Origin of the sequence: Leclercia sp. 119287, from assembly GCF_009734485.1 — a bacterium.
Classification (GTDB): Bacteria; Pseudomonadota; Gammaproteobacteria; order Enterobacterales; family Enterobacteriaceae; genus Enterobacter; species Enterobacter adecarboxylatus_C.
This window is the reverse complement of sequence record NZ_CP046445.1, coordinates 3,869,993-3,890,622: the sequence shown is the minus strand read 5'-3', so window position 1 is coordinate 3,890,622 and position 20,630 is coordinate 3,869,993. Positions and strand designations below refer to the sequence as shown.

At 57.9% G+C, this 20,630-nt stretch carries 24 protein-coding genes; 16 read left to right on the top strand and 8 right to left on the bottom strand.

The features are described from left to right. Nucleotides 1-15 precede the first annotated feature (15 nt). From cysD to rpoS, 12 genes are all read left to right on the top strand, one after another. Complete coding sequence (gene cysD, locus GNG27_RS18670) at nt 16-924, top strand: sulfate adenylyltransferase subunit CysD (protein ID WP_142486925.1); 909 nt, start codon at nt 16-18, stop codon at nt 922-924. 9 nt (nt 925-933) lie between these two features. Beyond that, a complete protein-coding gene (gene cysN / locus GNG27_RS18665; protein ID WP_156264535.1) occupies nt 934-2,361 on the top strand; it encodes a sulfate adenylyltransferase subunit CysN in 1,428 nt (475 codons plus the stop codon). Then, entirely contained in the window at nt 2,361-2,966 is a 606-nt protein-coding gene (gene cysC / locus GNG27_RS18660) for an adenylyl-sulfate kinase (protein ID WP_142486923.1), read from the top strand. Before cysN ends, cysC begins: the two co-directional genes overlap by 1 nt. Nucleotides 2,967-3,022: 56 nt before the next feature. Further along, nucleotides 3,023-3,346, top strand: coding sequence for a DUF3561 family protein (locus GNG27_RS18655; protein WP_142486922.1), 324 nt, complete (start codon nt 3,023-3,025; stop codon nt 3,344-3,346). 166 nt (nt 3,347-3,512) lie between these two features. Then, nucleotides 3,513-3,824, top strand: a complete 312-nt coding sequence (gene ftsB, locus GNG27_RS18650) for a cell division protein FtsB (RefSeq protein WP_039029953.1) — start codon at nt 3,513-3,515, stop codon at nt 3,822-3,824. A 21-nt stretch (nt 3,825-3,845) separates the two neighbouring features. Then, nucleotides 3,846-4,556: a 2-C-methyl-D-erythritol 4-phosphate cytidylyltransferase gene (gene ispD, locus GNG27_RS18645; RefSeq protein ID WP_156264534.1), complete on the top strand. Its 711-nt coding sequence runs from the start codon at nt 3,846-3,848 to the stop codon at nt 4,554-4,556. Then, a complete protein-coding gene (gene ispF, locus GNG27_RS18640) occupies nt 4,556-5,035 on the top strand; it encodes a 2-C-methyl-D-erythritol 2,4-cyclodiphosphate synthase (protein ID WP_040074259.1) in 480 nt (159 codons plus the stop codon). Before ispD ends, ispF begins: the two co-directional genes overlap by 1 nt. Next, nucleotides 5,032-6,081 (top strand): tRNA pseudouridine(13) synthase TruD, encoded by a 1,050-nt coding sequence (gene truD, locus GNG27_RS18635; protein ID WP_156264533.1) that lies wholly within the window; start codon nt 5,032-5,034, stop codon nt 6,079-6,081. The genes ispF and truD overlap by 4 nt, the downstream gene beginning before the upstream one ends. Beyond that, nucleotides 6,062-6,823, top strand: coding sequence for a 5'/3'-nucleotidase SurE (gene surE, locus GNG27_RS18630; protein ID WP_103180914.1), 762 nt, complete (start codon nt 6,062-6,064; stop codon nt 6,821-6,823). Before truD ends, surE begins: the two co-directional genes overlap by 20 nt. Continuing rightward, a complete protein-coding gene (locus tag GNG27_RS18625) occupies nt 6,817-7,443 on the top strand; it encodes a protein-L-isoaspartate(D-aspartate) O-methyltransferase (RefSeq protein ID WP_156264532.1) in 627 nt (208 codons plus the stop codon). The genes surE and GNG27_RS18625 overlap by 7 nt, the downstream gene beginning before the upstream one ends. 116 nt (nt 7,444-7,559) lie before the next feature. Next, nucleotides 7,560-8,687: a murein hydrolase activator NlpD gene (gene nlpD / locus GNG27_RS18620; protein WP_156264531.1), complete on the top strand. Its 1,128-nt coding sequence runs from the start codon at nt 7,560-7,562 to the stop codon at nt 8,685-8,687. 60 nt (nt 8,688-8,747) lie between these two features. Beyond that, complete coding sequence (gene rpoS / locus GNG27_RS18615) at nt 8,748-9,740, top strand: RNA polymerase sigma factor RpoS (protein ID WP_032613624.1); 993 nt, start codon at nt 8,748-8,750, stop codon at nt 9,738-9,740. A gap of 52 nt (nt 9,741-9,792) precedes the next feature. On the opposite strand, the gene GNG27_RS18610 is transcribed toward rpoS, so the two are convergent. Both GNG27_RS18610 and GNG27_RS18605 read right to left on the bottom strand, forming a co-directional pair. Beyond that, on the bottom strand, nt 9,793-10,170 hold the full coding sequence (locus GNG27_RS18610; RefSeq protein WP_156264530.1) for a DUF4440 domain-containing protein: 378 nt from the start codon (nt 10,168-10,170) through the stop codon (nt 9,793-9,795). After that, nucleotides 10,167-10,583 (bottom strand): MarR family winged helix-turn-helix transcriptional regulator, encoded by a 417-nt coding sequence (locus GNG27_RS18605; protein ID WP_156264529.1) that lies wholly within the window; start codon nt 10,581-10,583, stop codon nt 10,167-10,169. Before GNG27_RS18605 ends, GNG27_RS18610 begins: the two co-directional genes overlap by 4 nt. A 172-nt stretch (nt 10,584-10,755) precedes the next feature. Between GNG27_RS18605 and GNG27_RS18600 the strand changes: the two genes are divergently transcribed. From GNG27_RS18600 to GNG27_RS18590, 3 genes are read left to right on the top strand one after another with little or no spacing between them, the layout of a single operon-like run. Further along, nucleotides 10,756-11,358, top strand: coding sequence for a non-oxidative hydroxyarylic acid decarboxylases subunit B (locus GNG27_RS18600; RefSeq protein WP_156264528.1), 603 nt, complete (start codon nt 10,756-10,758; stop codon nt 11,356-11,358). Next, nucleotides 11,348-12,775, top strand: a complete 1,428-nt coding sequence (locus GNG27_RS18595) for a non-oxidative hydroxyarylic acid decarboxylases subunit C (protein WP_156264527.1) — start codon at nt 11,348-11,350, stop codon at nt 12,773-12,775. The genes GNG27_RS18600 and GNG27_RS18595 overlap by 11 nt, the downstream gene beginning before the upstream one ends. Before the next feature lie 10 nt (nt 12,776-12,785). Beyond that, nucleotides 12,786-13,025, top strand: coding sequence for a non-oxidative hydroxyarylic acid decarboxylases subunit D (locus GNG27_RS18590; protein ID WP_156264526.1), 240 nt, complete (start codon nt 12,786-12,788; stop codon nt 13,023-13,025). 83 nt (nt 13,026-13,108) lie between these two features. Here the strand turns inward: GNG27_RS18590 and mutS are convergent, their stop codons facing one another. Both mutS and GNG27_RS18580 read right to left on the bottom strand, forming a co-directional pair. Then, complete coding sequence (mutS, locus tag GNG27_RS18585; RefSeq protein ID WP_156264525.1) at nt 13,109-15,670, bottom strand: DNA mismatch repair protein MutS; 2,562 nt, start codon at nt 15,668-15,670, stop codon at nt 13,109-13,111. Nucleotides 15,671-15,783: 113 nt separating this feature from the next. Then, nucleotides 15,784-16,014 (bottom strand): SymE family type I addiction module toxin, encoded by a 231-nt coding sequence (locus tag GNG27_RS18580; RefSeq protein WP_142486910.1) that lies wholly within the window; start codon nt 16,012-16,014, stop codon nt 15,784-15,786. 190 nt (nt 16,015-16,204) lie between these two features. Between GNG27_RS18580 and GNG27_RS18575 the strand changes: the two genes are divergently transcribed. Further along, on the top strand, nt 16,205-16,549 hold the full coding sequence (locus tag GNG27_RS18575; RefSeq protein ID WP_185902388.1) for a nitrous oxide-stimulated promoter family protein: 345 nt from the start codon (nt 16,205-16,207) through the stop codon (nt 16,547-16,549). Between the two features lie 3 nt (nt 16,550-16,552). On the opposite strand, the gene GNG27_RS18570 is transcribed toward GNG27_RS18575, so the two are convergent. Genes GNG27_RS18570 through GNG27_RS18555 form a run of 4 tightly spaced genes read right to left on the bottom strand, consistent with a single transcriptional unit; the run spans nt 16,553 to nt 20,595 of the window. Further along, on the bottom strand, nt 16,553-17,785 hold the full coding sequence (locus tag GNG27_RS18570; protein WP_156264523.1) for an MFS transporter: 1,233 nt from the start codon (nt 17,783-17,785) through the stop codon (nt 16,553-16,555). 13 nt (nt 17,786-17,798) lie between these two features. After that, on the bottom strand, nt 17,799-18,560 hold the full coding sequence (locus GNG27_RS18565) for an ABC transporter ATP-binding protein (protein WP_156264522.1): 762 nt from the start codon (nt 18,558-18,560) through the stop codon (nt 17,799-17,801). After that, entirely contained in the window at nt 18,560-19,597 is a 1,038-nt protein-coding gene (locus GNG27_RS18560; protein ID WP_156264521.1) for an iron ABC transporter permease, read from the bottom strand. Before GNG27_RS18560 ends, GNG27_RS18565 begins: the two co-directional genes overlap by 1 nt. After that, entirely contained in the window at nt 19,597-20,595 is a 999-nt protein-coding gene (locus tag GNG27_RS18555) for an ABC transporter substrate-binding protein (protein WP_156264520.1), read from the bottom strand. The genes GNG27_RS18560 and GNG27_RS18555 overlap by 1 nt, the downstream gene beginning before the upstream one ends. Between the last annotated feature and the right edge of the window lie 35 nt (nt 20,596-20,630).

The window sequence follows — 20,630 nt, the reverse complement described above, 5'->3', positions numbered from 1 at the left end:
TTATAAGGAACGGTTATGGATCAAAAACGACTGACTCACCTGCGGCAGCTTGAAGCGGAGAGTATTCATATCATCCGCGAAGTGGCCGCCGAGTTCGCTAACCCGGTAATGATGTACTCCATCGGGAAAGACTCCAGCGTGATGCTGCATCTGGCGCGTAAAGCGTTTTATCCGGGCACGCTGCCGTTCCCGCTGCTGCACGTGGATACCGGCTGGAAATTCCGCGAGATGTATGAGTTCCGTGACCGTACCGCCAAAGCGTATGGCTGCGAACTGCTGGTGCATAAAAACCCGGAAGGGGTGGCGATGGGTATCAACCCGTTCGTGCACGGCAGCGGCAAACACACCGACATCATGAAGACTGAAGGGCTGAAGCAGGCGCTGAACAAATACGGCTTTGATGCGGCCTTTGGTGGCGCCCGTCGCGATGAAGAGAAATCCCGCGCCAAGGAGCGTATCTACTCCTTCCGCGATCGCTTCCATCGCTGGGATCCGAAGAACCAGCGCCCGGAGCTGTGGCACAACTACAACGGCCAGATCAATAAAGGCGAAAGTATTCGCGTCTTCCCGCTCTCCAACTGGACCGAGCTGGATATCTGGCAGTACATCTATCTGGAAAATATTGAGATCGTTCCTCTGTATCTGGCGGCTGAACGTCCGGTGCTGGAGCGCGACGGCATGCTGATGATGGTGGATGACGATCGTATCGATCTCCAGCCTGGCGAAGTGATCAAAAAGCAGATGGTGCGCTTCCGTACCCTCGGCTGCTGGCCGCTGACCGGCGCGGTGGAGTCCAACGCGCAGACGTTGCCGGAGATCATTGAAGAGATGCTGGTGTCGACCACCAGCGAGCGACAAGGGCGCGTGATTGACCGCGACCAGGCAGGCTCGATGGAGCTGAAGAAACGTCAGGGTTATTTCTAAGGAGCCGCCATGAATACCACTATTGCTCAACAGATTGCGGATGAAGGCGGCGTTGAAGCCTACCTGCACGCACAACAGCACAAAAGCCTGCTGCGTTTTCTGACCTGCGGCAGCGTTGATGACGGCAAAAGTACGCTGATTGGCCGTCTGCTGCACGATACCCGTCAGATCTATGAAGATCAGCTCTCCTCCCTGCATAACGACAGCAAACGTCACGGCACCCAGGGTGAGAAGCTCGATCTGGCCCTGCTGGTGGATGGCCTGCAGGCGGAGCGCGAGCAGGGCATCACCATCGACGTGGCCTATCGCTACTTCTCCACCGAGAAGCGCAAATTTATTATTGCCGACACCCCGGGGCACGAGCAGTACACCCGCAATATGGCAACAGGCGCGTCTACCTGCGACCTGGCGATCCTGCTGATCGACGCCCGTAAAGGGGTGCTGGATCAGACCCGCCGTCACAGCTTTATCTCCACGCTGCTGGGGATCAAGCACCTGGTGGTGGCGGTCAACAAGATGGATCTGGTCAACTTCAGCGAAGAGAAGTTTAAGGAGATCCGCGAAAGCTACCTGACCTTTGCCGAACAGCTGCCGGGCAACCTCGATATCCGCTTCGTGCCGCTCTCGGCGCTGGAAGGGGATAACGTGGCTTCCCAGAGCGCCAGCATGCCGTGGTACAGCGGCCCGACGCTGCTGGAGGTGTTAGAGACCGTCGAGATCCATCGCAGTGTGGAAACGCAGCCGATGCGCTTCCCGGTGCAGTACGTTAACCGCCCGAACCTCGATTTCCGCGGCTTCTCCGGCACCATTGCCTCCGGCAGCGTGCAGGTGGGGCAGCGCGTGAAGGTGCTGCCCTCAGGCGTAGAATCTGCGATTACCCGTATCGTCACCTTTGATGGCGATCTGCAGGAAGCCGGGGCAGGCGAAGCCGTTACTCTGGTGCTGAAAGACGAAATCGATATCAGCCGTGGCGACCTGCTGGTGGATGCCGCAGAAACGCTGCCTGCGGTGCAAAGCGCCTCTATTGATGTGGTGTGGATGGCCGAGCAGCCGCTGAGCCCGGGCCAGAGCTATGACATCAAAATCGCTGGCAAGAAAACTCGCGCCCGCGTGGACGGCATTCAGTATCAGGTGGATATCAACAATCTGGCGCAGCACAGCGTCACTGAACTGCCGCTGAACGGCATCGGCCTGGTCGATTTCACCTTCGACGAACCGCTGGTGCTGGATCAGTATCAGCAGAACCCGGTAACCGGGGGCTTAATCATTATCGATCGCCTGACCAACGTCACCGTGGGCGCCGGGATGGTGCGTGAGCCCAAATCGCAGGCGAACGCGGTGCCGTCAGAGTTCAGCGCCTTTGAGCTGGAGCTGAACGCGCTGGTACGCAAACACTTCCCGCACTGGGGCGCACGCGATCTGCTGGGAGGCAAGTAATGGCCCAGCATGATGAGAACGTCGTCTGGCATCCTCATCCGGTCACTGTAGCCGATCGCGAACAACTCCACGGTCACCGTGGGGTTGTTCTGTGGTTTACCGGGCTCTCGGGCTCCGGTAAGTCCACCGTCGCGGGCGCGCTGGAGGAGGCGCTGCATAAAGCGGGTGTCAGCACCTATCTGCTGGATGGCGACAACGTGCGCCACGGGCTGTGCAGCGATCTCGGCTTTAGCGATGCGGATCGCAAAGAGAACATCCGTCGGGTGGGTGAAGTGGCCAGCCTGATGGCCGATGCCGGGCTGGTGGTGTTAACGGCCTTTATTTCGCCGCACCGCGCCGAGCGGCAGTTCGTGCGCGAGCGCGTCGGCCAGAACCGCTTTATTGAAGTCTTCGTCGATACCCCGCTGGAGATCTGCGAGCAGCGCGATCCGAAGGGGCTGTATAAAAAAGCCCGCGCGGGTGAACTGAAAAATTTCACCGGTATTGACGCAGTTTATGAAACCCCCGATGCGCCCGACATCCATCTGGAAGGTCAACAATTGGTAACAAATTTAGTGAGCCAATTATTAGACCTGCTCAGACAGGGCGATATTATCAGATCCTGAGATGGTATTGATGGGGTGATTAACCCCATCGATATGTCATGGTCACAGGATCAGCTATGCGAAACAGTGAGAACTACATTATCACCGGGGCAGACAGGGTATCGACAAATGACGACACGACCTGGTCTTTCCCTGGGGCGATTGTCGGCTTCGCGTCATGGCTGATGGCACTGGGTATCCCTTTCCTGTTTTACGGCAGTAATACCCTGTTCTTTTTCCTCTATACCTGGCCTTTCTTCCTGGCGCTGATGCCCGTTGCCGTCGTGGTGGGGATTGCGCTGCACTCTCTGCTCAACGGCAAGCTGCTCTACAGTTCATTCACCACCGTAATGACGGTGGTGGCAATGGTCGGACTGTTATTTTTATGGCTCATGGGATAAGTTCAGCCATAATTCAAACCGTCACTAACTGTGTCACGTTGAAGGCTGCGCGAATCTGCAAAAAAAATGTGGTACATTTGCCCGCAATGGTGCGGCATCTCTGTAGCCCCGATGTAGAGTCGTGGGGAAAGTTATGGGATGATGATGCCGTTTTTCAGGGGGCAGGATGGGTAAACTTACGCTGCTGTTGCTGGCATTGCTGGTCTGGCTTCAGTATTCACTGTGGTTCGGTAAGAACGGCCTTCACGATTACAGTCGCGTCAGCGATGACGTGACGGCGCAGCAGGCAACAAACGGCAAACTTAAAGCGCGAAACGATCAGCTGTTTGCGGAAATTGACGATCTCAATGGCGGACAAGAAGCCATTGAAGAGCGCGCGCGCAACGAACTCAGCATGACTAAGCCGGGCGAAACCTTCTATCGTCTGGTGCCGGATGCGTCTAAACGCAACCAGGGCTCAGTACAAAACACCCGATAATCAGGCCCAGGATTATTAGCCATGGCAGTCACTTTTTCAAACGTATGCGCCGTTGTGCCAGCCGCCGGGTTTGGCCGGCGCATGCAGACAGAATGTCCTAAGCAGTACCTTTCAATTGGTGATAAAACGATCCTTGAGCACGCCGTAGCGGCGCTGCTGGCGAACCCACGCGTGACGCGGGTCGTTATCGCCATCAGCCCGGGCGACGCCCGCTTTGCCGCGCTGCCGCTTGCCCGCCATCCGCAGGTCACCGTTGTAGACGGCGGCACGGAGCGTGCCGACTCGGTACTGGCAGGTCTCCAGGCCGCCGGTGAAGCGCAGTGGGTGCTGGTGCATGACGCGGCGCGTCCGTGCCTGCATCAGGACGACCTGGCGCGTCTGCTGGCCATCAGCGAAACCAGCCGCGTCGGCGGCATACTGGCAACGCCGGTACGCGATACCATGAAGCGCGGCGAGCCGGGAATTCCGGCCATTGCCCATACGGTAGATCGCGTTGACCTCTGGCATGCGCTGACGCCGCAATTTTTCCCCCGCGAGCTGCTGCAGGCCTGCTTAACCCGTGCGCTGGATGAAGGCGCAACCATCACCGACGAAGCCTCAGCGCTGGAGTACTGCGGTTTCCACCCGGAACTGATTGAAGGGCGCGCAGATAATATAAAAGTGACGCGCCCCGAAGATTTACAGCTGGCAGAATTTTATCTTACCCGTTCGACCCATCAGGAGAAGGCATAATGCGAATTGGACATGGTTTTGATGTACACGCCTTTGGCGGCGAGGGCCCAATTATCATTGGCGGTGTACGCATCCCTTATGAAAAAGGACTGCTCGCGCATTCTGATGGCGATGTTGCCCTGCACGCGTTAACCGACGCGCTGCTGGGTGCGGCGGCGCTGGGCGATATCGGCAAGCTGTTCCCGGACACCGATCCGGCCTTCAAAGGGGCCGACAGCCGCGAACTGCTGCGCGAAGCCTGGCGTCGTATTCAGGCCAAAGGTTTTACCCTCGGTAACGTGGACGTGACCATTATTGCTCAGGCACCAAAAATGCTGCCGCATATCCCGCAGATGCGGGTGTTTATTGCCGAAGATCTTGGCTGCCACATGGATGACGTCAACGTCAAAGCCACCACCACCGAAAAACTCGGCTTTACCGGTCGCGGTGAAGGTATCGCCTGTGAAGCCGTGGCGCTGCTGGTGAAGGCGGCCAAATGACGGATTTCGATAACCTGACGTACCTGCACGGTAGACCGCAGGGCACGGGCCTGCTGAAGGCCAATCCGGAAGATTTCGTGGTGATCGAAGATCTGGGCTTTGAGCCGGACGGCGAGGGCGAACACATTCTGGTGCGGATCCTGAAAAATGGCTGCAACACCCGTTTTGTGGCCGAGGCGCTGGCTAAGTTTCTGAAAATTCACGCCCGCGAAGTGAGTTTCGCCGGGCAGAAGGACAAACACGCTGTCACCGAACAGTGGCTCTGCGCCCGGGTGCCCGGTAATGCAATGCCTGATTTAAGCCAGTTCCAGCTTGAAGGCTGTAAGGTGCTCGAATACGCCCGTCACAAGCGCAAACTGCGCCTCGGCGCGTTAAAGGGCAACGCCTTTACGCTGGTGCTGCGTGAGGTAAGCAACCGCGACGAGGTCGAAAAACGTCTTACTGCCATCACCGGGCAGGGCGTGCCGAACTACTTCGGTGCCCAGCGTTTTGGTATTGGCGGCAGTAACTTACAGGGTGCGCTGCGCTGGGCGCAAAGCAATGCCCCGGTACGTGACCGCAATAAACGCAGTTTTTGGTTGTCGGCAGCCCGCAGTGCGTTGTTTAATCAAATCGTGAGCGAACGTCTGAAAAAAACGGACGCGAATCAAGTTGTTGTTGGCGATGCGCTACAATTAGCGGGGCGCGGCAGCTGGTTCGTCGCCACCGACGAAGAAATGGGTGATTTGCAGGCGCGCGTCAATGCGAAAACGCTGCTGATCACCGCGGCCCTGCCGGGTACCGGCGAATGGGGGCCGCAGGGCGAGGCGCTGCAGGCGGAGCAGGCAACCGTCGCCGGTGAAACAGAATTATGCTCTCTGCTGGTGCGGGAAAAAGTCGAAGCGGCACGCCGGGCGATGCTGCTCTATCCGCAACAGCTGAGCTGGAACTGGTGGGATGACGTAACCGTTGAGTTACGTTTTTGGCTACCGGCAGGTAGCTTTGCCACCAGTGTTGTCAGGGAACTTATCAACACTTCGGGTGACTATGCGAATATTGCTGAGTAACGATGACGGGATCCACGCGCCGGGCATTCAGACGCTGGCTAAGGCGCTACGTGAGTTCGCTGAGGTGCAGGTTGTGGCTCCCGATCGTAACCGCAGCGGTGCCTCTAACTCGTTAACCCTCGAGTCGTCCCTTCGCACCTTTACCTTCGACAATGGCGATATCGCCGTTCAGATGGGCACCCCGACGGACTGTGTTTTTCTCGGCGTTAACGCCCTGATGCGTCCGCGTCCGGACGTGGTGGTCTCCGGCATTAATGCCGGGCCCAATCTGGGCGATGATGTGATCTACTCCGGCACCGTGGCGGCCGCCATGGAAGGGCGCCATCTCGGTTTCCCTGCGCTGGCCGTCTCGCTCAACGGGCATCAGCATTACGATACCGCTGCCGCGGTGACCTGCGCCATTCTGCGCGCGCTGAGCCGCGAGCCGCTGCGCACCGGGCGGATACTCAATATCAACGTCCCGGACCTGCCGCTGGATCAAATTAAAGGCATTCGCGTGACGCGCTGCGGTAGCCGTCATCCGGCGGATAAAGTGATCCCGCAGGAAGATCCGCGCGGCAATACCCTGTACTGGATTGGCCCGCCGGGTGAAAAACATGATGCCGGCCCGGATACCGACTTCGCCGCGGTGGACGAAGGGTACGTTTCCGTCACGCCGCTGCATGTAGATTTGACCGCGCATAACGCGCAAGATGTGGTGTCAGGCTGGCTGGATCGCGCCGGAGTGAGCTCCCAATGGTAAGTAAACGTGTACAAACACTCCTGAATCAATTACGCACTCAGGGTATCGCTGATGAGCATGTGCTTAATGCCATTTCGCTGGTGCCGCGTGAAAAGTTCGTCGATGAGGCGTTTGAGCACAGTGCATGGGAAAACGTCGCCTTGCCAATAGGCCAGGGGCAGACCATTTCCCAGCCTTATATGGTGGCGCGAATGACCGAGCTGCTGGAGCTGACCCCGGACTCGCGGGTGCTGGAGATCGGCACCGGGTCAGGATACCAGACCGCCATTCTGGCGCACCTGGTGCATCATGTCTGCTCGGTTGAACGTATTAAAGGCTTGCAGTGGCAGGCGCGTCGGCGCCTTAAGCAGCTTGACCTACATAATGTTTCTACCCGTCACGGCGATGGCTGGCAGGGCTGGAAGGCTCGCGGCCCGTTTGATGCCATTATCGTGACGGCCGCACCGCCGGAAATCCCGGCTGCGCTTATGGCGCAACTGGACGACGGCGGGATCCTCGTTTTACCGGTGGGCGATGAACATCAGCTGTTAAAGCGTGTTCGTCGACGGGGCGACGAGTTCATCATCGATACCGTAGAAGCCGTACGTTTTGTGCCTCTGGTAAAAGGGGAGCTGGCCTGAGACTCGGATTTTTCCAGGGTTATTCAGGCCAATTCAGCGTATGGTGTGGCGCAAAAGCGCGTGACATTACGGTTAATTTTAAGTCACTGGTAACTAATAATATTCCTGGGGGATAAATGAGCGCGGGAAGCCCAAAATTCACCATCAGCCGTGTTGCGGCACTGTCACTGGTTTCACTGTGGCTGGCAGGTTGTACATCCTCGAATAATGCCCCTGCGCCGGTGAGTTCAGTTGGCGGCAACAGCGGTACCAGCACCGGCAATTCATCCGGCGGCATGCTGATCACTCCTCCGCCAAAGATGGGCACCACAGCACAACAAACACCTCAGATTCAGCCTGTTCAGGCACCGGTAACCCAGCCAACGCAGATTCAGCCAGTGGATCAGCCTGTCCAGACGGAAAATGGCCGCATTGTGTATAACCGTAAGTATGGGAACATTCCGAAAGGGAGCTATACCGGCGGCAGCACCTACACCGTAAAACGTGGCGATACATTGTTCTATATCGCCTGGATCACCGGGAACGATTTCCGTGACCTTGCACAACGAAATAACGTTCAGGCCCCGTATGGACTGGAAGTTGGCCAAACGCTGCAGGTAGGTAACGCAACGGGCAAACCGCTTACGCCAGGCAATACCGTGTCGGTTGCTGACGTGACGGCGCAAAATAACAGTGTGACGCCTGCGCAAAAATCAAGCACAGTGGTTGCGTCGCAACCGACAATTACGTATTCTGAGGACTCAGGTGAACAGAGTGCTAACAAGATGTTGCCGAATAATAAAGGGTCTGCGGCTGTGGTCACAGCGCCCGTTACGGCACCTGTCGTTAGCTCTACCGTGCCCGTTGCCAGTAGTCAGACGTCCAGCTCGCCAATCTCTTCGTGGCGCTGGCCGACTGAAGGCAAGGTTATCGAGAACTTTTCTTCCTCCGAGGGGGGAAATAAAGGGGTCGATATCGCAGGAAGTAAGGGACAGGCTATTATCGCGACCGGAGATGGACGCGTAGTATATGCCGGTAACGCTCTGCGCGGTTACGGTAATCTTATTATCATAAAACACAACGATGATTACCTGAGTGCCTACGCCCATAACGATACGATGCTGGTCCGGGAACAACAAGAAGTTAAGGCGGGGCAAAAAATAGCTACTATGGGTAGCACCGGAACCAGTTCTACACGCTTGCATTTTGAAATTCGTTACAAGGGGAAATCCGTAAACCCGCTGCAATATTTACCGCAGCGATAATTTGGCGGGACATACCACTTCGGGTGTCTCGTTCAGGGATCACGGGTAGGAGCCACCTTTATGAGTCAGAATACGCTGAAAGTTCATGATTTAAATGAAGACGCGGAATTTGATGAGAACGGAGCTGAGGTTTTTGACGAAAAAGCCTTAGTAGAAGAGGAACCCAGTGATAACGATTTAGCTGAAGAAGAGCTGTTATCGCAGGGCGCCACTCAACGTGTGCTGGACGCGACTCAGCTTTACCTTGGAGAGATTGGATACTCTCCACTGTTAACAGCAGAAGAGGAAGTTTACTTCGCGCGTCGGGCATTGCGTGGTGATGTGGCATCACGCCGCCGTATGATTGAAAGTAACCTGCGTCTGGTGGTCAAGATTGCCCGTCGTTACAGCAATCGTGGTCTGGCTCTGCTGGATCTGATTGAAGAGGGCAACCTGGGGCTTATCCGCGCGGTAGAGAAATTTGACCCTGAACGTGGGTTCCGTTTCTCAACATACGCGACGTGGTGGATCCGACAGACTATCGAACGGGCAATCATGAACCAAACCCGTACGATCCGACTGCCTATTCACATCGTGAAAGAGCTGAACGTCTATCTGCGTACCGCACGCGAGTTGTCCCATAAGCTGGACCACGAGCCAAGCGCGGAAGAGATTGCCGAGCAGCTTGATAAACCGGTTGATGACGTAAGCCGTATGCTGCGTCTCAACGAGCGTATTACCTCCGTCGACACCCCGCTGGGTGGCGATTCTGAGAAAGCGCTGCTGGACATCCTGGCCGATGAAAAAGATAACGGCCCGGAAGACACCACGCAGGACGATGATATGAAACAGAGCATCGTCAAATGGCTGTTCGAACTGAACGCCAAACAGCGTGAAGTGCTGGCACGTCGTTTCGGTCTGCTGGGGTATGAGGCTGCAACACTGGAAGACGTCGGTCGTGAAATTGGCCTGACCCGTGAACGTGTTCGTCAGATTCAGGTAGAAGGTCTGCGCCGCCTGCGTGAAATCCTGCAGGGGCAAGGGCTGAATATCGAAGCGCTGTTCCGCGAATAAGCAACTTTTCGTCAAAAAAGGCCCGTCGAGAGACGGGCCTTTTTCTTATGCGTTAAGGCTGCGTGGTTTCGTGCAGCAGACGCCAGGTTATCCTGTCACCTTCCTGATTTAGTAGGGCACTGGACCAGCGCACGTTCACCGGCTGATCGGGGCGGGTTTGCGTTTCACGGTAGTGAAGCACCGCGCCGTTATCCCAGGTCTGCAACGTCGTTAATTCGTCTATCACGATCTTCAGTCCTGGACGGCTGCCGCGCTGAGTCTCCAAAAAACGCGCCAGCGCGGAGTGATCCAGATGTGCGCCGCTGGGAGCAATCATCAGAAAGTCCTCGCGAAAACGGGCGAGCAGGGCGGCAAAATCGCCTTCACCTTGGCCTAACCAGTTTTCTAACGCGATGTGAGCATCAATAATTTCTGTTTCATAGCGGGTCATTCTCTCTCCTTTACCATCATTTTGCGGACCAAATCCGTAAACTGGCGACGCTCCTCGGCGGTTAAACGCCCCAGAAAAGCCTCATCGACGTTATTCCCTACCGGCTTGCAGCTCCCGAGCAGCGCTTCACCTTCCGGCGTTAAGTAGACAAACCGTCGGCGCTTATCGGCCGGATCGGCTTCGCGCGTCACCAGCCCGCGTGATTCCATGCGGCTCAGCATTTCCGCAAGGGTGGCTTTGGTACTGACAGCGGCTTCGGTCAGCGCCACCTGTTCGATACCGGGATGTTCGGCGATGGAACGCAGCACCGCATATTGCGGCTTGGTCAGCTCGGGCAAGGCCTGCTGCCAGTGCGCGGTATGCTGCTGAAAAAGCTGACGTAACAGGTGGAACGCTTCTTGTCTCAGTTCCATGAACTCTCCGGCGTAAAAATCACCTCTCTATGATAGCCGTTATCAGCCGGGAATTTAACGCGACCCTTTTTAGCATTACGTGTGATCGTATACGAACGATATTGCGAGGTGGCGTATCCAGGCGTAGGGTAAACAACACGTTCGTATACGAACAAATTAGATGAGGTACTGAATGCGATTGATTGTTGGGATGACAGGAGCGACCGGCGCGCCGCTCGGGGTGGCACTGCTACAGGCGCTGCGCGAAATGCCGGAAGTGGAAACCCATCTGGTGATGTCGAAGTGGGCCAAAACGACGATTGAGCTGGAAACGCCCTACACCGCTCAGGATGTAGCCGCGCTGGCCGATGTGGTCCATAGCCCGGCCGATCAGGCCGCAATCATCTCATCCGGATCCTTTCGTACCGACGGCATGATCGTCATCCCCTGCAGCATGAAAACGCTGGCGGGTATCCGTGCAGGCTATGCAGAAGGGCTGGTGGGGCGTGCCGCCGACGTGGTGCTGAAAGAGGGCCACAAGCTGGTGCTGGTTCCGCGGGAAACGCCGCTCAGCACTATTCATCTGGAGAACATGCTGGCTCTTTCCCGCATGGGGGTGGCGATGGTGCCGCCGATGCCCGCTTATTACAACCACCCGCAAACCGCCGATGACATCACCCAACACATTGTGACCCGGGTGCTCGACCAGTTTGGTCTGGAGCATAACAAAGCCCGTCGCTGGAAAGGCTTACAGGCGGCCAGAAATTTTTTACAGGAGAATGAACATGGCATTTGATGATTTGAGGAGCTTTTTGCAGGCGCTTGATGAGCAAGGGCAATTGCTGAAAATCACGGAGCAGGTCGATGCGGAGCCGGATCTGGCGGCGGCAGCCAACGCCACCGGGCGCATTGGTGACGGTGCGCCTGCGCTATGGTTTGACAACATTCGCGGCTTTACCGACGCTCGCGTGGCGATGAATACCATCGGCTCCTGGCAGAACCACGCCATCTCAATGGGCCTGCCGCCGAATACGCCAGTTAAAAAGCAGATCGACGAGTTTATTCGCCGCTGGGATAAATTCCCGGTCGCGCCGGAGCGCCGCGACAACCCGGCATGGGCAGAGAATACCGTTGACGGCGAAGCAATAAACCTGTTCGATATTCTGCCGCTATTTCGCCTGAACGACGGTGACGGCGGGTTCTATCTGGATAAAGCCTGCGTGGTCTCCCGCGATCCGCTCGATCCGGATCATTTTGGCAAGCAGAACGTCGGCATCTACCGGATGGAGGTGAAGGGCAAACGCAAACTCGGCCTGCAGCCGGTGCCGATGCACGATATCGCCCTGCATCTGCATAAAGCGGAAGAGCGCGGACAGGATTTGCCGATTGCTATTACCCTTGGCAACGATCCGATCATCACCCTGATGGGGGCCACGCCGCTGAAGTACGATCAGTCGGAATATGAGATGGCGGGCGCGCTGCGTGAAAGTCCGTACCCGATCGCCACCGCGCCGCTGACCGGTTTTGATGTGCCCTGGGGCTCGGAAGTGATCCTCGAAGGGGTGATTGAGGGCCGTAAACGCGAAATCGAAGGGCCGTTCGGGGAGTTTACCGGACACTACTCCGGTGGCCGCAACATGACCGTAGTGCGCATCGACAAAGTCTCATACCGCACCAAACCGATTTTTGAGTCGCTCTATCTTGGCATGCCGTGGACCGAAATCGACTACCTGATGGGGCCGGCAACCTGCGTGCCGCTCTATCAGCAGCTGAAAGCCGAGTTCCCGGAAGTACAGGCGGTAAATGCGATGTACACCCACGGTCTGCTGGCGATTATCTCCACCAAAAAACGCTACGGCGGCTTTGCCCGTGCCGTTGGCCTGCGGGCGATGACCACGCCGCACGGGCTGGGCTACGTGAAGATGGTGATCATGGTGGATGAGGATGTTGATCCGTTCAACCTGCCGCAGGTGATGTGGGCGCTGTCATCGAAAGTGAACGCCGCAGGGGATCTGGTGCAGTTGCCGAACATGTCGGTGCTGGAGCTTGATCCGGGGTCAAGCCCGGCGGGGATCACCGACAAACTGATTATCGACGCCACCACGCCGGTTGCCCCGGATCTCCGTGGACATTACAGCCAGCCGGTGCAGGATCTGCCTGAAACCAAAGCCTGGGCTGAAAAACTGACCGCGATGCTGGCCGCACGTAAATAAGGAGGGAAAAATGATTTGTCCACGTTGTGCCGATGAACATATTGAAGTGATGGCGACGTCGCCGGTTAAAGATGTCTGGACGGTGTACCAGTGTCAGCATTGCCTGTACACATGGCGAGATACCGAGCCGCTACGCCGCACCAGCCGCGAGCACTATCCTGACGCGTTTCGCATGACGCAGAAAGATATCGACGATGCCCCGCAGGTGCCCACCATTCCGCCGCTGCTGGCGGAAGATAAGCGCGGATAAAAAAAGCCGGGCGTAAGGCCCGCACGAAACCTCCGTAGGCCCGGTAAGCGATAGCGCCACCGGGCAAGACAGACCGCAGAGCTCTACACCAGATTTTTCAACCGATAAATCCACTCCAGCGCCTGACGTGGCGACAGGGAATCCGGATCGAGGTTTTCCAGGGCCTCCAGCGCCGGGGAAGTCTCTTCGGCTGGCATCAGCAACGACATCTGCGTCCCGTCCACCTGAGTGGCCGCCGCGTTAGGCGCGAGGCTTTCCAGCTCGCGCAGTTTTTGACGCGCACGCTTGATTACCTCTTTCGGCACCCCCGCCAGCGCCGCCACGGCCAGACCGTAGCTTTTGCTCGCCGCGCCATCCTGCACGCTGTGCATAAAGGCAATAGTATCCCCGTGCTCCAGCGCATCCAGATGCACGTTCGCCACGCCCTCCATCTTCTCTGGCAGCTGGGTCAGCTCAAAGTAGTGGGTGGCAAACAGGGTCAGGGCTTTGATTTTATTAGCCAGGCTTTCGGCGCATGCCCACGCCAGCGAGAGCCCGTCATAGGTGGAGGTTCCGCGGCCAATCTCATCCATCAGCACCAGGCTGTATTCTGTGGCGTTGTGCAGTATGTTGGCGGTTTCGGTCATCTCCACCATAAAGGTCGAACGACCGCTCGCCAGATCGTCCGCCGCGCCCACGCGGGTAAAGATACGATCGATGGGACCGATCTCCACCTTTTGCGCCGGAACGTAGCTGCCGATATAGGCCAGCAGGGCAATCAGCGCCGTCTGTCGCATATAGGTACTTTTACCGCCCATATTCGGCCCGGTAATGATCAGCATCCGCCGCTGCGGCGACAGGTTCAGCGGGTTAGCGATGAACGGTTCGTTCAGCACCTGCTCCACCACCGGATGACGGCCTTCGGTAATGCGCACGCCGGGCTTATCGCTAAAGGTCGGGCAGCAGTAGTTCAGCGTCTCGGCGCGTTCCGCCAGGTTGACCAGCACATCCAGCTCGGCCAGCGCGGTGGCGCTCTGTTGCAGATCCGCCAGATGCGGCATCAGCATATCGAACAGGGCGTCATACAGCTGTTTTTCCAGCGCCAGCGCTTTGCCTTTTGAGGTGAGGACCTTGTCTTCGTACTCTTTCAGCTCAGGGATAATGTAACGCTCGGCGTTTTTCAGCGTCTGACGGCGCACGTAGTGAATGGGTGCCAGGTGGCTCTGCCCGCGGCTGATCTGAATAAAGTAGCCGTGTACGGCGTTATAGCCAACCTTCAGGGTATCCAGCCCGAGACGCTCGCGTTCGCGGATCTCCAGCTTATCGAGATAGTCCGTTGCGCCATCGGCCAGCGCGCGCCACTCGTCCAGCTCTTCGTTATAGCCCGGGGCGATAACGCCGCCGTCACGCACCAGCACCGGCGGGGCTTCGATAATGGCATTTTCCAGTAGTTCACGCAGTTCGCTGAATTCGCCCATCGCCTCGCGCAGCTTCTGCACCGGCGCGCTGTCGATCTCTGCCAGCTGGCTGCGCAGTTCTGGCAGTTGCTGGAACGCGTGACGCATCCGGGCCAAATCGCGCGGGCGTGCGGTGCGCAGCGCCAGACGTGCCAGAATACGCTCCAGATCGCCCACCTGGCGTAACACCGGCTGCAGTTCGCTGTACCGATCCTGCAGAGCGCCGATGGTCTGCTGGCGTCCGGTGAGCGTAGCGGTGTCGCGAACCGGCATGTGCAGCCAGCGCTTCAGCATCCGGCTACCCATTGGGGTGACGGTGCAGTCGAGCACCGAGGCGAGGGTGTTTTCCACGCCGCCGGCCAGGTTCTGGGTGATCTCCAGATTGCGACGGGTGGCGGCATCCATGATGATGCTGTCCTGCTGGCGTTCAATGGTAATGGAGCGGATATGCGGCAGGGCAGTGCGCTGGGTGTCTTTCACGTACTGCAGCAAACAGCCGGCAGCGCAAAGGCCACGCGGGGCGTTTTCAACCCCAAAACCGGTCAGATCGCGGGTGCCAAACTGCAGGTTGAGCTGCTGGCGCGCGGTATCGATCTCAAACTCCCACAGCGGACGGCGACGCAGGCCGCGACGGCCTTCGAGCAGCGCCATCTCCGCAAAATCTTCGGCATACAGCAGCTCCGCCGGGTTGGTACGTTGCAGCTCGGCGGCCATGGTTTCCCGATCGGCCGGTTCGCTCAGGCGAAAACGTCCGGAGCTGATATCCAGGGTGGCATAGCCGAAACCTTTGCTGTCCTGCCAGATGGCGGCGAGCAGATTATCCTGACGCTCCTGCAGCAACGCTTCATCGCTGATGGTGCCGGGCGTCACGATGCGCACTACTTTACGCTCGACCGGGCCTTTCGAAGTGGCCGGATCGCCAATCTGTTCGCAGATGGCAACCGACTCTCCCTGATTAACCAGCTTTGCCAGGTAGTTCTCAACCGCGTGATGCGGGATCCCGGCCATCGGGATCGGTTCCCCGGCCGAGGCGCCGCGTTTGGTCAGCGAGATGTCGAGCAGCTGTGACGCGCGTTTCGCATCGTCATAAAATAGCTCGTAAAAGTCACCCATACGGTAAAACAGCAGGATTTCCGGATGCTGAGCTTTCAGCTTCAGGTACTGCTGCATCATGGGGGTGTGCGCGTCGAAATTGTCAGTAGTGGTCATGGAGTGATGATGTCCATTTCTTTGAAAATAGTGCTGTTCAGGCGACGTTAGCGTCGTGTATTGCCGCTATTGTCGCATGAAAAAAACACCCGGCGCAGCAAAATGTCGCGACTTTACGAGGCCTCTTCCACAACCAGTTCGATCACTAATTTTCCCTGTTCTACCAGCACCCGTACCCGGGAATGGGTTTTAAAACCCGCCTCTTCCAGCCAGTCGCCTTTTAGACTTAGCGCGGCGTGCACGCTGTAGCGCGTTGGGATCTTGGTCTTGCGATCCTCGTGACGTTTTCTGAAATAGCCCACGGTGAGATGACGGCTGGGTCTGGAAATACACATATCCGACATAGAAACTCCTTTTTCTCAGGGAAGGATCCGGTGAAATAAACACCTGTATAAAATGCCAGTAAAAAGAGGCGGAGACAAACGCATAACTGCGAAGCGCCTTCAGAAAATGAAATGTAAAATATGAAATCTGGCTGAATATCCGGCCTGAAAAAATGTATTATAAATGCAACTTATCAGTGGGTATCAGGCTATGTCAGGAAAACGTATCGCGCGCGAAAAAGAGACCATCCGCAAGATGATCGCGCTCTATGAAAAGCAGTGCCCGCAGGCATCGAAAGAGGCTGGGCACTATCCGGCACTGAATGATTATGCCGACAAGCGGCTGGATAAATGCGTGTTTGGCGAGGAAAAACCGGCCTGCAAACAGTGCCCTGTTCACTGTTATCAGCCGGCTAAACGGGAAGAGATGAAACAGGTGATGCGCTGGGCGGGGCCGCGGATGCTCTGGCGACACCCGATTTTAACGGTTCGCCACCTGATAGACGATCGCCGCCCGGTGCCGGAGCTGCCGGAAAAGTACCGTCCGAAAAAATAACGCTCAGGCGCGTGGCCTGCGCATTGGCCGACAGATAACGACCATGGCGAGGGCGCTGCAAAACGGAAACACCGCCAGCACCAGCCACGGGTACATCGCCCCGACAGAGGGTGTCAGCGCCCGATCGAGCAGATCACCCAGCAATAAATTCCCCGCCAGCACCGCGCAGCCGCCTGCGGTCGCCAGCGCGCCGTAATGCGCGCCTAAGGTCGCTTCGCTGGCAAACCACGGCACCACGTCTTTGCCCGCCGGCACCAGCAGCATCTGCCCGGTAGTCAGCAGCGTGACGAAGCAGGCCGCAGGCAGCAGACGCAGCCAGCCGGCCGCTGGTTCTGATGGCGCAAAGAGCGCGACGCTCAGGAACGATACGGCAATCAGCAGAAAGCCCACCGGCAGGATCCGCACTGCGCCTATCCGGCGGGCAAAACGCGCCAGCGGCAGCTGAAAAAGGATCACCAGCCCCGACGCCAGCATAAACAGCGGGCCGAGATCTTTTTCGCTGCCTCCGGCACGCTGGATCTCGACCGGCAGCGCCAGATAGAGCTGGTTATAGCTTAACAGCCAGCTGCTCCAGGCGATGATGAACGCCACGAACCGCGGCTGGCGAAAGGTGGTCCACCACGGGGTTATCTGCAGCGGCTGGTTTCTTGCCGACCCGGCCGGCAGGCAGAAGAACAGCACGATCAGCGCCACCACGAAGACCGCGGCCCCTGCCAGCGCCACCTGGCGAAAGCCCAGGCCAGTGAGCAGGGCGCCCGCCACCGGCCCAAGCACTGCCCCCAGCTCGCCGCACACCGCAAACAGCGCGAACCACTCGGCGCGGCTGCGTTTGCCCTGCGCCTCGCTGCGGGTTCCGGCTTTTGCCAGTAAGGCTTCAATGGAGGGGGAAAATAGCGCGCCGCCGATCCCGGTGAGGCACGCTCCGGCGATGATAACGGGCAGACTGTAGCCAAAGGCCAACAGCAGGTAGCCCACCACCCGCACCACGCAGCCGCAGAGAATAATCACGCGCGCGCCGTAGCGGTCGGAGAGGGCACCGCCGACGATAAACATCCCCTGCTGGGAGAAGGTTCTCAGCCCGAGCACCAGCCCGATAAGCCCGCCCGAGAGCAGCATATCGTCGCGTAAAAAGATCGCCAGAAAGGGGACAACGGCATAAAAACCGATGTTGAAAACAAACTGGCTGCCCAGTAAGACGGGCGGCCAGAGTTGTGTTGCGGGACGGATCGGGAACACGGCTTACCTCGCCTCAGACGAGGTAGTGAATATGTTTTTTGCCGTGATAAGGCGACAGCTCAATGCGGGTTTTCACCCGGAACACCTCCCACAGCAGCTCTTCGGTAAGAATTTCATGCGGCGTGCCGGTAGCAACAACGCGCCCTTTCTGCATCACAATCAGCGCATCGCAGAACATCGAGGCGTGATTAAGGTCGTGGATGGCGACGATGCTGGTGACCGGCAGCTGGCTGATCAGCTGCATCAGCTGCATCTGATGATGGATATCCAGGTGGTTGGTGGGTTCATCCAGCAGGATCTCGGTCGGCATCTGGGCCAGCGCCCGGGCGATGTGCACGCGCTGGCGTTCACCACCGGAGAGGCTCTGCCAGCCCTGATCGCTGTTATGCAGCATATCCACCGTCTTCAGTGCCGAATTGACGGTCTCGTCATCCTGCGCCGTCCAGCCGGAAAACGGGGAGTGGTGCGGAATACGCCCCAGCTTCACCACGTCCCGCACGCGCATGTTGGCATCGGTCATACCGTGCTGTTCCACAAAAGCCACCCGACGGGCGAGCTGCTTTTTGGCGATCCCTGCAATGCTTTTGCCATCCAGCGCGACGGTGCCGGTATGCGGGCGACGCAAACCGGCAAGGATCCGCAGCAGCGACGATTTGCCGGAGCCGTTTGGCCCCAGCAGACCGACGGTTTGCCCCTGCGATACCGCCAGCGAGACATTATCGACGATGACCTTTTTACCCACCTTCCAGGTGATATTTTCAGCAGTGATGCTCATCACTTATTCCTTGAACGGTAGATAATCATGGCAAAGAACGGGACGCCCACCAGCGCGGTGACCACGCCAACCGGCAGGCTTTGCGGGGCGATCAGAAGTCGGGAGGCGATATCCGCCAGCACCATCAGGATCGCGCCGGCCAGCGCGCTGGCGATGAGCAGCGTGCGGTGCAACGGGCCAAAGAAGAAGCGCATCACGTGCGGTACCACCAGGCCGACAAAGCCAATGGAGCCCGCCATGCTGACGATGGTCGCGGTCATTAACGCGGTGACGATAAACAGGATCAGGCGCACCCAGGGCACGGCGATCCCCAGCGAGGCGGCGGCATCGTCGCCAAAGGTGAAGGCGTCGAGCGCGCGGGCGTAATAGAGGCAGATCGCCAGACCCACCAGCACCATTACCAGGACCAGCTGGAACTCGGGCCATCTCACGCCGCTAAAGCTGCCCAGCAGCCAGAACATCACGTCGCGCGCCTGCTGGGCGCTGGCCGAGGTGCTGACGGTCCAGGCGGTGATGGCGTTAAACAGCTGCGAGGCGGCAACCCCGGCAAGAATGGTGCGTTCACTACCGCCGCGCGCGCCGTTGGTCAGCAGGGCCACAAACGCAAAGGCGGCAAAGGCTCCGGCAAAGGCCCCGGCGGAGAGGGTGACGGTGCCGCTGCCAACCCCCAGCACCACCACGGCGACCGCGCCGGTGGACGCCCCGGCAGACACGCCCAGCACGTAGGGCTCAGCGAGGGCGTTTTTCAGCAGGCTTTGCAGTACCGCGCCGCAAATCGCCAGCCCCGCGCCGCAGCAGGCCGCCACCAGCGCCCGGCTCAGGCGGAAGTCCCAGATCACGCTCTCGTAGATGCGGTTGAGCGGAACCTCGGTTAAGCCGATTTTGTTGGTAATGGCATAGAACACGCTCTGCAGGGGGATCGACAGCTCCCCCACGCTGACGCCGATGGCGATCACCAGCAGTAACGCCACTATCGCCAGAAAACCCGATGCCGGCAGCAGCCAGTTATGTCGGGTCTGTTGAACCACTGCGGTCATTAATTAAGTCCTATCTTTCTGAGCTGTTCACCGACCTGTTCCGCGCCGTAGATAGTGCGGATGGTTGGGTTCATCGCCTGGCCGTCCATGATCACAATGTGACCTTTTTTAACGGCTTCCAGCTGGCTGACGGCCGGATCGCTCTTCAGGAATTTGATTTTCTCCTGGGCATCGTCCAGCGCCCAGCGATTACGGTCGAGGCTGGAGACCACGATCACGTCCGGGTTGGCGGCAATAATGCTTTCCCAGCCGACGGTAGGCCATTCGGTTTCGGAGGTGATGGCGTTGTGGCCACCCAGCACGTTGGCAATAAAGCCGGAGGCGCTGTTTTTCCCGCCGACGTAGGCGACAGAAGAGGGGGAAGAGCTGGAGAACCAGAAGACGAAGGAGAGGTCTTTTTTGTTTTTGCTGAACTCGCTGCGCAGATCGGCTTCGCGCTTTTTGAAGTCGGCAATCAGCGCCTGGCCGCGATCTTCCACGTTAAAGATTTTGGCGAAATCTTCGATCTCTATGTACAGGAAGGTCATATCCCACAGCTTCTGGCGGCTGCCGTACATATCGCCAATATCTTTTTTGGTGGCGCACATGCCCGGCGACATATAGCTGTTCACGCCCACGGTCGCCAGATCTTCGCGTTTAGCGACTTTACTCTCCGGGCCCAGCAGCAGCGGCAGCTGCGCCGGAACGAAGTCCGGGTTTTGCGCCAGAATAGATTCCAGAGTGGGGATCTCGACGGTCAGCGTTTTGACTTTTTTGTTCTGTTCAGCCAGCTGCGGCAGCACTTTGGTTGGCCAGAAGGCGCTGGCGGCTACCTTATCTTCAAGGCCCAACAGCAGCAGAATTTCAACGGTATTTTGTCCCAGCGCCACGACGCGCTCCGGCGCTTTGGTGAAGGTTTCTTTATATCCGCAATTCTCAATCGTCAGAGGATATGTGGTCGCAAAAGCTGAGCCTGCTGTTGCGATCAGCAATCCTAATGCGCTGATGACCTTTTTCATGGAACGCTATCCTTCATTAATGTAGTTATGGCAGC

Bases quoted from the DNA above. Each gene is read 5' to 3' on its own strand.
- GNG27_RS18560 (WP_156264521.1), bottom strand. From the start codon at position 19,597: ATGACCGCAGTGGTTCAACAGACCCGACATAACTGGCTGCTGCCGGCA.
- GNG27_RS18580 (WP_142486910.1), bottom strand. From the start codon at position 16,014: ATGTCGGATATGTGTATTTCCAGACCCAGCCGTCATCTCACCGTGGGC.
- cysD (WP_142486925.1), top strand. From the start codon at position 16: ATGGATCAAAAACGACTGACTCACCTGCGGCAGCTTGAAGCGGAGAGT.
- mutS (WP_156264525.1), bottom strand. From the start codon at position 15,670: ATGACCACTACTGACAATTTCGACGCGCACACCCCCATGATGCAGCAG.
- GNG27_RS18625 (WP_156264532.1), top strand. From the start codon at position 6,817: ATGGTAAGTAAACGTGTACAAACACTCCTGAATCAATTACGCACTCAG.
- surE (WP_103180914.1), top strand. From the start codon at position 6,062: ATGCGAATATTGCTGAGTAACGATGACGGGATCCACGCGCCGGGCATT.
- GNG27_RS18600 (WP_156264528.1), top strand. From the start codon at position 10,756: ATGCGATTGATTGTTGGGATGACAGGAGCGACCGGCGCGCCGCTCGGG.
- cysN (WP_156264535.1), top strand. From the start codon at position 934: ATGAATACCACTATTGCTCAACAGATTGCGGATGAAGGCGGCGTTGAA.
- nlpD (WP_156264531.1), top strand. From the start codon at position 7,560: ATGAGCGCGGGAAGCCCAAAATTCACCATCAGCCGTGTTGCGGCACTG.
- ftsB (WP_039029953.1), top strand. From the start codon at position 3,513: ATGGGTAAACTTACGCTGCTGTTGCTGGCATTGCTGGTCTGGCTTCAG.
- ispD (WP_156264534.1), top strand. From the start codon at position 3,846: ATGGCAGTCACTTTTTCAAACGTATGCGCCGTTGTGCCAGCCGCCGGG.
- GNG27_RS18590 (WP_156264526.1), top strand. From the start codon at position 12,786: ATGATTTGTCCACGTTGTGCCGATGAACATATTGAAGTGATGGCGACG.
- GNG27_RS18605 (WP_156264529.1), bottom strand. From the start codon at position 10,583: ATGGAACTGAGACAAGAAGCGTTCCACCTGTTACGTCAGCTTTTTCAG.
- GNG27_RS18555 (WP_156264520.1), bottom strand. From the start codon at position 20,595: ATGAAAAAGGTCATCAGCGCATTAGGATTGCTGATCGCAACAGCAGGC.
- cysC (WP_142486923.1), top strand. From the start codon at position 2,361: ATGGCCCAGCATGATGAGAACGTCGTCTGGCATCCTCATCCGGTCACT.
- GNG27_RS18595 (WP_156264527.1), top strand. From the start codon at position 11,348: ATGGCATTTGATGATTTGAGGAGCTTTTTGCAGGCGCTTGATGAGCAA.
- GNG27_RS18655 (WP_142486922.1), top strand. From the start codon at position 3,023: ATGCGAAACAGTGAGAACTACATTATCACCGGGGCAGACAGGGTATCG.
- truD (WP_156264533.1), top strand. From the start codon at position 5,032: ATGACGGATTTCGATAACCTGACGTACCTGCACGGTAGACCGCAGGGC.
- GNG27_RS18575 (WP_185902388.1), top strand. From the start codon at position 16,205: ATGTCAGGAAAACGTATCGCGCGCGAAAAAGAGACCATCCGCAAGATG.
- GNG27_RS18610 (WP_156264530.1), bottom strand. From the start codon at position 10,170: ATGACCCGCTATGAAACAGAAATTATTGATGCTCACATCGCGTTAGAA.
- ispF (WP_040074259.1), top strand. From the start codon at position 4,556: ATGCGAATTGGACATGGTTTTGATGTACACGCCTTTGGCGGCGAGGGC.
- rpoS (WP_032613624.1), top strand. From the start codon at position 8,748: ATGAGTCAGAATACGCTGAAAGTTCATGATTTAAATGAAGACGCGGAA.
- GNG27_RS18565 (WP_156264522.1), bottom strand. From the start codon at position 18,560: ATGAGCATCACTGCTGAAAATATCACCTGGAAGGTGGGTAAAAAGGTC.